General features: G+C 63.3%; 9 protein-coding genes. 2 read left to right on the top strand and 7 right to left on the bottom strand.

The features are described from left to right. The 5 genes from AC3WMA_RS26735 to AC3WMA_RS26715 all read right to left on the bottom strand — a co-directional run. The coding region (locus AC3WMA_RS26735; protein WP_492288291.1) for a homocysteine S-methyltransferase family protein at window positions 1-1,510 on the bottom strand (1,510 nt) is incomplete at its 3' end. 166 nt (window positions 1,511-1,676) lie between these two features. Then, complete coding sequence (metF, locus tag AC3WMA_RS26730; RefSeq protein WP_492288290.1) at window positions 1,677-2,588, bottom strand: methylenetetrahydrofolate reductase [NAD(P)H]; 912 nt, start codon at window positions 2,586-2,588, stop codon at window positions 1,677-1,679. Then, window positions 2,588-3,601 carry an ArsR/SmtB family transcription factor gene (locus tag AC3WMA_RS26725; RefSeq protein ID WP_492288289.1) on the bottom strand — a complete coding sequence of 338 codons (1,014 nt, stop codon included), beginning with the start codon at window positions 3,599-3,601 and terminating at the stop codon, window positions 2,588-2,590. Before AC3WMA_RS26725 ends, metF begins: the two co-directional genes overlap by 1 nt. Window positions 3,602-3,918: 317 nt before the next feature. After that, window positions 3,919-4,281: a hypothetical protein gene (locus AC3WMA_RS26720; protein WP_492288288.1), complete on the bottom strand. Its 363-nt coding sequence runs from the start codon at window positions 4,279-4,281 to the stop codon at window positions 3,919-3,921. A gap of 71 nt (window positions 4,282-4,352) precedes the next feature. Next, a complete protein-coding gene (locus AC3WMA_RS26715; protein WP_492288287.1) occupies window positions 4,353-4,628 on the bottom strand; it encodes a hypothetical protein in 276 nt (91 codons plus the stop codon). A 119-nt stretch (window positions 4,629-4,747) separates the two neighbouring features. On the opposite strand from AC3WMA_RS26715, the gene AC3WMA_RS26710 reads away from it, so the two are divergent. Together AC3WMA_RS26710 and AC3WMA_RS26705 are read left to right on the top strand one after the other, a co-directional pair. Further along, window positions 4,748-5,143 (top strand): GFA family protein, encoded by a 396-nt coding sequence (locus AC3WMA_RS26710; RefSeq protein ID WP_492288286.1) that lies wholly within the window; start codon window positions 4,748-4,750, stop codon window positions 5,141-5,143. A gap of 149 nt (window positions 5,144-5,292) precedes the next feature. After that, the gene (locus AC3WMA_RS26705) at window positions 5,293-6,465 is read left to right on the top strand and encodes a GAF domain-containing sensor histidine kinase (protein WP_492288285.1); all 1,173 of its coding nucleotides are present in this window, start codon (window positions 5,293-5,295) and stop codon (window positions 6,463-6,465) included. Here the strand turns inward: AC3WMA_RS26705 and AC3WMA_RS26700 are convergent. Both AC3WMA_RS26700 and AC3WMA_RS26695 read right to left on the bottom strand, forming a co-directional pair. Next, window positions 6,445-6,927: a response regulator gene (locus AC3WMA_RS26700; RefSeq protein WP_492288284.1), complete on the bottom strand. Its 483-nt coding sequence runs from the start codon at window positions 6,925-6,927 to the stop codon at window positions 6,445-6,447. The genes AC3WMA_RS26705 and AC3WMA_RS26700 overlap by 21 nt on opposite strands. Further along, on the bottom strand, window positions 6,924-7,139 hold the full coding sequence (locus AC3WMA_RS26695; RefSeq protein WP_492288283.1) for a hypothetical protein: 216 nt from the start codon (window positions 7,137-7,139) through the stop codon (window positions 6,924-6,926). The genes AC3WMA_RS26700 and AC3WMA_RS26695 overlap by 4 nt, the downstream gene beginning before the upstream one ends. Window positions 7,140-7,433 lie beyond the last annotated feature (294 nt).

Below are 7,433 nucleotides of genomic sequence, written 5' to 3'. Positions count from 1 at the left end.
GGAAGGTGTCGGCCTGGCCGACCTCGTCGAAGGCCATCACGACGACCGCCGCGCCATATTGCCGGCAGATCCGCGCCTGCTCAAGGAAGGCTTCCTCGCCCTCCTTCATCGAGATCGAGTTGACGATCGGCTTGCCCTGGATCGTCTTCAGACCGGCTTCGATCACCGGGAATTTCGACGAGTCGACCATGATCGGCACGCGCGAGATATCCGGCTCCGAGGCGATCAGGTTGCAGAATTCGGTCATCGCCTTCTCGGAATCGAGCAGGCCCTCGTCCATGTTGATGTCGATGACCTGCGCGCCATTGGCGACCTGGTCACGCGCGACATCGAGCGCGGCGGCATAGTCGCCGGCCGTGATCAGCTTGCGGAACTTGGCCGAGCCGGTGACGTTCGTGCGCTCGCCAACGTTGACGAAGGGGATGGTCTCGTCGAGCGTGAACGGCTCCAGACCGGCCAGCCTGAGATAAGGTTTCGTCTCCGGGATCTGGCGCGGCGCCTTGCCGGCAACGGCCTCGGCGATGGCGCGGATATGGTCCGGCGTCGTGCCGCAGCAGCCGCCGACCATGTTGACGAAGCCGGCATCGGTGAACTCGGCCAGCATCTTGGCGGTCGCCTCGGGGCGTTCGTCATAGAGGCCGAATTCGTTGGGCAGGCCGGCATTCGGATAGGCGCAGACCAGCGTGTCGGCGATGCGCGACATGTCCTTGATATGCGCGCGCATCTCGCGGGCACCAAGCGCGCAGTTGAGGCCGATGGTCAGCGGGGCGGCATGGCGCACCGCGTTCCAGAAAGCCTCGACCGTCTGGCCCGAGAGCGTGCGGCCCGAGAGATCGGTGATCGTGCCGGAGATCATCACCGGCAGGCGAATGCCCTTCTCGCGATAGACCTGCTCGATCGCGACGATCGCGGCCTTGGCGTTGAGCGTGTCGAAGATCGTCTCGATCAGCAGCAATTCCGAGCCGCCATCGATCAGGCCCCTGACCTGCTCGGCATAGGAATCGCGCACCTGATCGAAGCTCACGGCGCGGAAGCCGGGATTGTTGACGTCGGGCGAGATCGAGAGCGTGCGGTTGGTCGGGCCGATCGCCCCGGCGACGAAGCGCCGCCGCCCGTCTTCCTTCTCGGCGATCATCGCCGCCTCGCGGGCGAGCCGCGAGCATTCGACGTTCAGCTCATAGACGATCGCCTCCATGCCGTAATCGGCCTGGGCGATCGAGGTGCCGGAGAAGGTGTTGGTCTCGACGATATCGGCGCCCGCCCGGAAATAGGCGAGATGGATGTCGCGCAGCGCCTCGGGCTGGGTCAGGGCGATGATGTCGTTATTGCCCTTGAGGTCGTGGTTGAAGCCCTTGAAGCGCTCACCGCGAAAATCGGCTTCGGAGAGCTTCAGGTCCTGGATCTGCGTGCCCATCGCGCCGTCGAGGACGAGGATGCGCTCACGCGCGGCCTGGCGCAGGGAGCGCTCGATCTCGGCGCCGTCAACGGGAGCGGGAATGAAGTCGGACATCGTTACGCTTTCCAACCGGAAACGGGTCTGCTTGAAAACTCAGCCCTCATCCTGAGGAGCGCTTCGCAGAAGCGCGTCTCGAAGGATGCTCCAGATGGTTCCGGAGCCTCCTGAAGCATCCTTCGAGACGCCGCTGGCGCGGCTCCTCAGGATGAGGGCTCGTAATTCACTCCGCCGCCGCTGCCTGCGCCGCCGGCTTCTCGGGCTTCAGGCCGACGAGATGGCAGATGGCATAGACGAGGTCGGCCTTGTTCATCGTGTAGAAATGCAGGTCGGTGGCGCCGCGATCGATCAGGTCCAGCACCTGCTCGGCACAGACGGCGGCGGCGACGAGGCGGCGGGTCGCGACATCGTCCTCCAGCCCCTCGAAGCGGTCGGCCAGCCATTGCGGCACGCTGGCGCCGGTCTTGCGGGCGAAATTCGCGGTCTGCTTGAAATTCTGGACCGGGACGATGCCCGGCAGGATCGGGATCTCGATGCCCCTGGCGCGCACCTTGTCGAGATAGCGGAAATAGACGTCGTTATCGAAGAAGAACTGGGTGATCGCCCGCGTCGCGCCGGCATCGACCTTCTTCTTGAGCGCATCGATATCGGCATCGAGCGAGGCGGCTTCCGGATGCTTCTCGGGATAGGCCGAGACCGTGACCTCGAAATCGCCGATCCGCTTCAGGCCGGCGACGAGGTCAGAGGTCTGGTGATAGCCGTCCGGATGCGGCTCATAGGCCGTGCCGAGCCCGCCGGCCGGATCGCCGCGCAGCGCCACGACATGGCGCACGCCGGCATCCCAATAGGAGCGAATGACCTCATCGACCTCGGCCTTGGAGGCCGAGACGCAAGTGAGATGCGCGGCCGGCTTCAGCGCGGTCTCCTCGACCATGCGCTTGACGGTGGCGTGGGTGCGCTCGCGGGTCGAGCCGCCGGCGCCATAGGTCACCGAGACGAAGCTCGGGCCGAGCGGCTCGAGCCGGCGCACGCTGTCCCAGAGCGCGACCTCCATCTCCTCCGTCTTCGGCGGGAAGAATTCGAAGGAGACGCGCGGACGGCGCGAGCCGTGGCGGCTGGGGCGGAAAGCATTCATCACGCAACCTCGAGATTGATCGTGCGGGCCGGCGGATCGGCCTGAACGCGCCGGTCGCGGCCACGCCAGAGCATGACCGGGAGCTGGCCCGAGCCGCCATCGGCAAGGGTGACTTCGCGGGACAAGTCGCAGGACAGGCCGGCCTCGGCGAACCATGCCGCGATCTGCTGGCGGGAGAAGCCGAGCCGGCGATGCGCATGCTCGGTCCGCAGGAATTCCATCTCGTGCGGCGCGAAATCGACGACGATCAGGCGCCCGCCGGGCGCCAGCATCGCGGCGGCCTCGCGTACCGCCCGGCCGGGATCGTCGAGGAAATGCAGCACCTGATGGATCACGACGAGGTCGAAGGAGCCGCGCGCGAAGGGCAATGCATAGATGTCGCCCTGCCGCAGTTCGACGCGCGACAGCCCCGCCTGCTCCAGATTGGCGCGCGCCACCGCCAGCATCGCATGGTTGGCATCGACGCCGACGGCGCGGCCGAATTTCGGCGCGATCCGCTCCAGCATCCGCCCCGTGCCGGTGCCGAGATCGAGCATGGCGCCGGGCGAGCCCTCGCCGACGGCATCCTCGACCGCCGCCTCGACGGCATGGTCGGGCACATGCAGGCCGCGCAACCGGTCCCAGTCGCGCGCGACGCTGGCGAAATAGCTCTGCGCGGCTTCAGCCCGCGTCGCGCGGACGGCGGCAAGCCGCTCGCGATCGGCCGCGAGCACCGGGTCGCTCAGGTCGAGCCAGGCGGCGAGCGACGCGGCGAAGGCCCCACCCGGCCCGGTCTCGTCGAGCCTGAAGAAGGCCCAGGCCCCCTCGCGCGAACGCCGGACCAGCCCGGCTTCGGCCAAGAGCTTGAGATGGCGCGAGATGCGCGGCTGCGACTGGCCGAGGATGTCGGTGAGATCGGAGACCGAAAGCTCACCCTCGGAGAGCAGCGCGAGGATGCGCAGCCGCGTCTCCTCGCCGGCGGCCCTGAGGCCCGCGAGAAGCACATCGGAAGACAATGTCGTCGGCTGCCGCATGCGCTGGCGTCCTCTGTCGACAAGGAAAAAGATATAAAGATATCTTTATATCGAACACGCCGTTCGTGCAAGCGGATTGTCGTGCGGAAAACAGGACGGAGCCATCGGGGAGAAGGCGGCGACGCGCCGCGCTGGCCATGAGGGATTGCGCAGCCTCCCGCGTCAGCGTCCCGCCACTCTCTGCGAGCGAAAGAACTCCCTGGCCGCCTGGTAGACCCGTCGGGCCTCATGCTTCCATGACCGGCCGCCGCCGATCCTCCTCCGCAACATCCGCTTCCGACCCATAGCGGACCCGATCGGCTTCGCAGTGCCAGCCATCAAAGAATGTAAAGCGGCAAACCCTTGACGCCCGTGTCAAACATCAACCCTTCAGTCACAACATAGTCGCAGTCCCGAAGCGAGATTTCGATCCTAGACCCACTATCGAATGTTAACACAAGAGACTTGCCATCAGTGAACGTTGCCGATGAAACGATCTTCGCAATACAACCGCAGAGTTGGTTTCGGAAGTCGCGGTGTTCGACCGATGCCTGGCCCTCGTCGCTGTACACCGAGATCGTTGTAAAGATGGTCAGCAATGGCCCGTCGAAGGCAAGCTGCCAGTAATCTTGAACGAAGGTTACCGCGCCGAGTTGTCTCCCCAGCAGCGCTTGAATCGCGCATTCGAATCTGTCTGCCATGCTGCAACCTAATGCTTCCGGAGGGAGGGTGCCACAGCGCTAGCTCTACGCCCGCTTTCGACCCTTTACGGTCATTTATGGGCCGGAGGCATCGGCTCCTGCTTCGCGATCTCGCGCACAACGTCCAGCCAAAGCATCATCGCCCGCCTGTCGCCGCGCTGACGCGCAAGGTCAGCGATCCGTTGAGCCGCTTCGAGCACCGAAGTACCCGCTTCCCTTATCAGCGTAGCCGCCTCGCGTTTCACCAAGCGATGCCGCTCTAAACGGCCCTCGGCGAATGCGGCCACGAAGCCGAGCAAATCGAGGAACCGGAACATCGCTAGACGCAAGCTGGAGACTATGACCATCTGATCCTTTCGGGATCCATGCTGTAAGCTCCGCTCCCGCATCATAGCGGACGCTCTTGCGAACGTCGCAACCGCGATGCCATGCTTCCTGACCAGGCGACTTCGGGAGTGAAGCGAGGATGCACAGCGGCTCATGCCTGTGTGGCGCGGTCACCCTGACGGTGGCAAATCGTCTGCCAAGTCCCAACTTCTGCCATTGCCGCATGTGCCGGAAGCACTCAGGCCATTACTTCGCGTCCACCGACGTGCCCAGGACTGCCTTGACGATTGTCGGCGAGGAGAAACTGGCGTGGTTTCAATCCTCGGAGAACGTCCGGCGCGGCTTCTGCTCGACATGCGGCTCGTCCCTCTTCTGGGATCGGCCGGATCGGGATTGGATCGCCGTGGCAATGGGCGCTTTCGACGGGCCGACAGAGACCGCTGCAGATTTGCATATCTACGTCGCCGACAAGGGTGACTACTACGAGATCGCAGACGGCCTGCCGCAATACGGCACCGTTCCACCGCGCGCTTGAGGCGCTGGGAGCGAACGGCCGTTTTCAACCCGTTGCACACACCCGCTTGCGAGCGAGATGGGACTTGTCGCGTTGCTGTCTTTTGACATTGCGATGCGAACAGGTTGGATGATAGGGCCGCCAACTCGGCGCACTCCCGAGACCTTTACGTGCACGACTTCCAAACTGATCTCGACGCGATTTCAAGAATCGACGCCGTGCCAACTATTCTTGATGTCGTCTGCCAGACGACGGGAATGGGTTTCGCGGCCGTCGCCCGCGTGACTGAAACGCGCTGGGTCGCATGTGGCGTCCGAGACCTCATCGAGTTCGGTTTGGAACCCGGCGGCGAGCTGAAGGTCGAAACGACGATCTGCAATGAGATACGCGATCATCGTGAGGTCGTCGTCATCGATCATGTTGCGGAGGATCCGACCTACCGCAACCATCACACGCCGGCGATGTATGGCCTGCAAAGCTATATCTCGATGCCGATCATTCTACCGAGCGGAGAATTCTTCGGGACTCTGTGCGCGATCGATACGAAGCCCCGTAAGCTCGATACGCCTGCCACGCTCGGCATGTTCAAGCTCTTCGCCGAATTGATCGCGTTCCACTTGGATGCTCATCGGCAGCTGAAGGACAGCCGCGATCTGCTCGATATCGAAGAGCACAAGAGCGAATTGCGGGAACAGTTCATCGCTGTCCTCGGGCATGACCTTCGCAATCCGCTCGCGTCCTTTACGGCTGGCACTCGCCTGCTCGGCAAGGAGCCGCAGACGCCGAAAGCACAGGGCATTTTGCTGCACCTTCTCAACACGACCATGCGCATGAGCCTGCTCGTCGAGAACATGCTCGATTTCGCCCGCGGCAGGTTGGGTGGCGGCATCACGATCGACACGGCGGAAGAGCGTTCCGCCGCCGACACGATTGATCAGGTCATCAATGAGGCCCGAACCTCATCGCCCGACAGGGTGATTACCTTCGAGAATGCCTTGTCGGTCCCGATACGAGCCGACCATGCCCGCATCGCACAGATGTTCGGAAACCTTCTCGGCAACGCGATTTCGCATGGGGCTACCGACAAGCCGGTCCGCGTTGAAGCGGCCGTGATCGAAGGCGAGTTCCGGTTGTCCGTGAAGAACGCCGGCAGGAAGATACCGGAGGAACTGCTGGCAAAGCTGTTCCAGCCCTACTTCCGTGGCAGTCAGACCCGGCGCGAGGGCCTCGGGCTTGGGCTCTACATTGCCTCCGAAATAGCCAAGGCACATCGCGGGCGGATCGAGGTCTCCTCAAGCGAGGATGAGACGAAGTTTACGTTCTCAATGCCGTTGATCAGCTAGAACAAGCTCGACCCCATGGCTGATCTGGCCGGGCGTATAGGGCTTCGGCAGAAATCGCGCGAAGGGCGGCAACTGCCCGGGCAACGGGCGCGCTCTTCCCGAGACGATGAGGATGCCGATGGGCGGCCACCGGTCTCTCACCATGGCCGCAAGCGCCAGACCATCCATCGATCCCGGCATCTCGATATCGGTGAAAATCAACACGATATCGTCGCGCTGCTGAAGGTGCTCCAACGCCTTGTCGGCACACGCGGCTTCCAGAACGCGGTAGCCCGCCTCCTGAAAAATATCGACTGCGTCCATTCGGATGAAATCATCGTCTTCGACAACGAGAACGAGCTGTTGCACAAGCTGACTTTCGGCAGGCGAGACGCCCAGAGACTGAACGGAACTATGCGAGGTTCTGTTCCAATCAATTAACAGCGCTGCCTTACCGCTCAGCGCGACAGCTGGAAATTTCACTTCGCCTCGCGATATCGACAAAGCGCTTTTTCGACCAGTTCGTTCTCGTCGTTAGCGATCATAGCGAATGAAGCTACAATGTAGACAAGACGTGTACGTTCCCGCTCGTGTTCCTCTTCATCGATACCCAGCTTCAGGATTTGCCAAGCTGTCTCCAGTGCCGCTTGGGCCCGCGCAAGATCGACAGGGCCTGTCAGCGATGAGAATGGCATAACTCTCCTCCGCGCCGCGCGTCCCTCGGACGCACCGCGCTCACGCGGCGTCCAGGCGAGCAGTCCCAGATGCCCGCCCGCGGAGCCGGGGCGGCAAGGTCATCACTGTTCGACATCATCGACTCGACATCGGCACGCAGCCGTCGGCTGCGAACGCCGCAAGGCTCCGCGCATCCCCCGGATGCCCAGGTCCGAAACCCGGCAGGCTATGCCTGAACGGGGCTTTCGGCGCATCATGTCACGTCAAGAAGCATCGCGCCGGACACACAGCGAAACGCCGATCCGGTCGTCATT

The organism is Allobosea sp. FW305-C-101, from assembly GCF_058783685.1.
This window is presented reverse-complemented; position numbering and strand designations above follow the sequence as displayed.